This window comes from Escherichia sp. MOD1-EC6300 (assembly GCF_002965045.1).
Taxonomy (GTDB): domain Bacteria; phylum Pseudomonadota; class Gammaproteobacteria; order Enterobacterales; family Enterobacteriaceae; genus Escherichia; species Escherichia coli_F.
Genome location: NZ_PTRH01000054.1, coordinates 1 through 1058 on the forward strand (window position 1 = coordinate 1; position 1058 = coordinate 1058).

At 63.1% G+C, this 1058-nt stretch carries 1 protein-coding gene; it reads right to left on the reverse strand.

Annotated elements, in window-relative coordinates:
• Nucleotides 1–1058, reverse strand: a 1058-nt coding sequence (locus tag BGE37_RS24740) for an RHS repeat domain-containing protein (RefSeq protein WP_198598481.1), incomplete at both ends; no start/stop codon positions are given.

The following is a 1058-nucleotide window of genomic DNA, read 5'->3' on the forward strand; positions in this document are numbered from 1 at the left end:
AGCCCGATTGGATCCTGCGTGATATACCTCCCCTGCAACGGGTCATAGTACCGGTGACGGTTGTAGTACAGCCCCGACTCCTCATCATACTGCTGCCCTGGCAGACGGTACGGCTGTTGCAGGTGCAGCGTGCTTTCCTCTCCCAGCAGGTTTCCCCACTCGTCATACTCCCCGCGCCACGCCGTTTCCCCTTCCGGGCTGATAAGCGCCTGCGGCAGCCCACGGTGGTCACAGTGGTAAAGATGAAGTTTCCTCTCCGGGATATATTCCGCCTCCAGTTGCGCCGCCATCTGCTCCGGCGTCAGCCCGCACTGCGCAAGCCATGCTTCACTCTCCGCACTCACCGCACCCGAGCGCAGTTCCCGCTCCAGCCTCCCCAGCATCACCGCCAGCTCAGCCGGGAGCGTCACACCCGTGTCCTCCTGCAACACCTCCGCCAGGCTACGGTGCCGCGCCTTCGCCTGTTCGCCATTCTCTGTTTCGATTCTCAGGAGCGGCGTGAAGCTTCCCGGCTGATAAATCGTCTGGATACGTGTGGTGCCGGTCTGTACCGTCGTCAGCCTGTCACCGTCCCACCCGTACCATGTCTCCTCCGGTTTACGCGACAGCGACATCCATCCCGTCAGGTCACGCTCCCGCCGCCACACCCGTTTTCCCGTCCTGCGGCCCAGCGGGTCGTAAAGGTAGCGGCTCTCCACCTGCGGCTCGCCGTGCTGTATCCGCGTGTAGAACACCAGACGGTGCTGGCTGTCGTAATGGTAGTGGTGGGTGCGCTCGTCGTGCATCCGTATCACCCCTTCCGGGATACGGTCCGTCTTCTCCGCCAGCCTGCCGTATTCATCGTGGCGGTAGACATAGTGCGCATCTTCCGCGATGCGGTTATCCGGCCACGCCGTGAAGGTGCTGTCCGGGTGCAGTTCCGGGTCCGGCAGCCGGTTTCCTGCCGGGTCTGTTGCATACGGGATATCGATATCCAGGTTCGCTGCCGTGGTGTGGACGCCCGTCAGCCTTCCCGTGTCGCTGTAACGGTACTCCCGGCTCTCCTGCGGGCCGCTGAT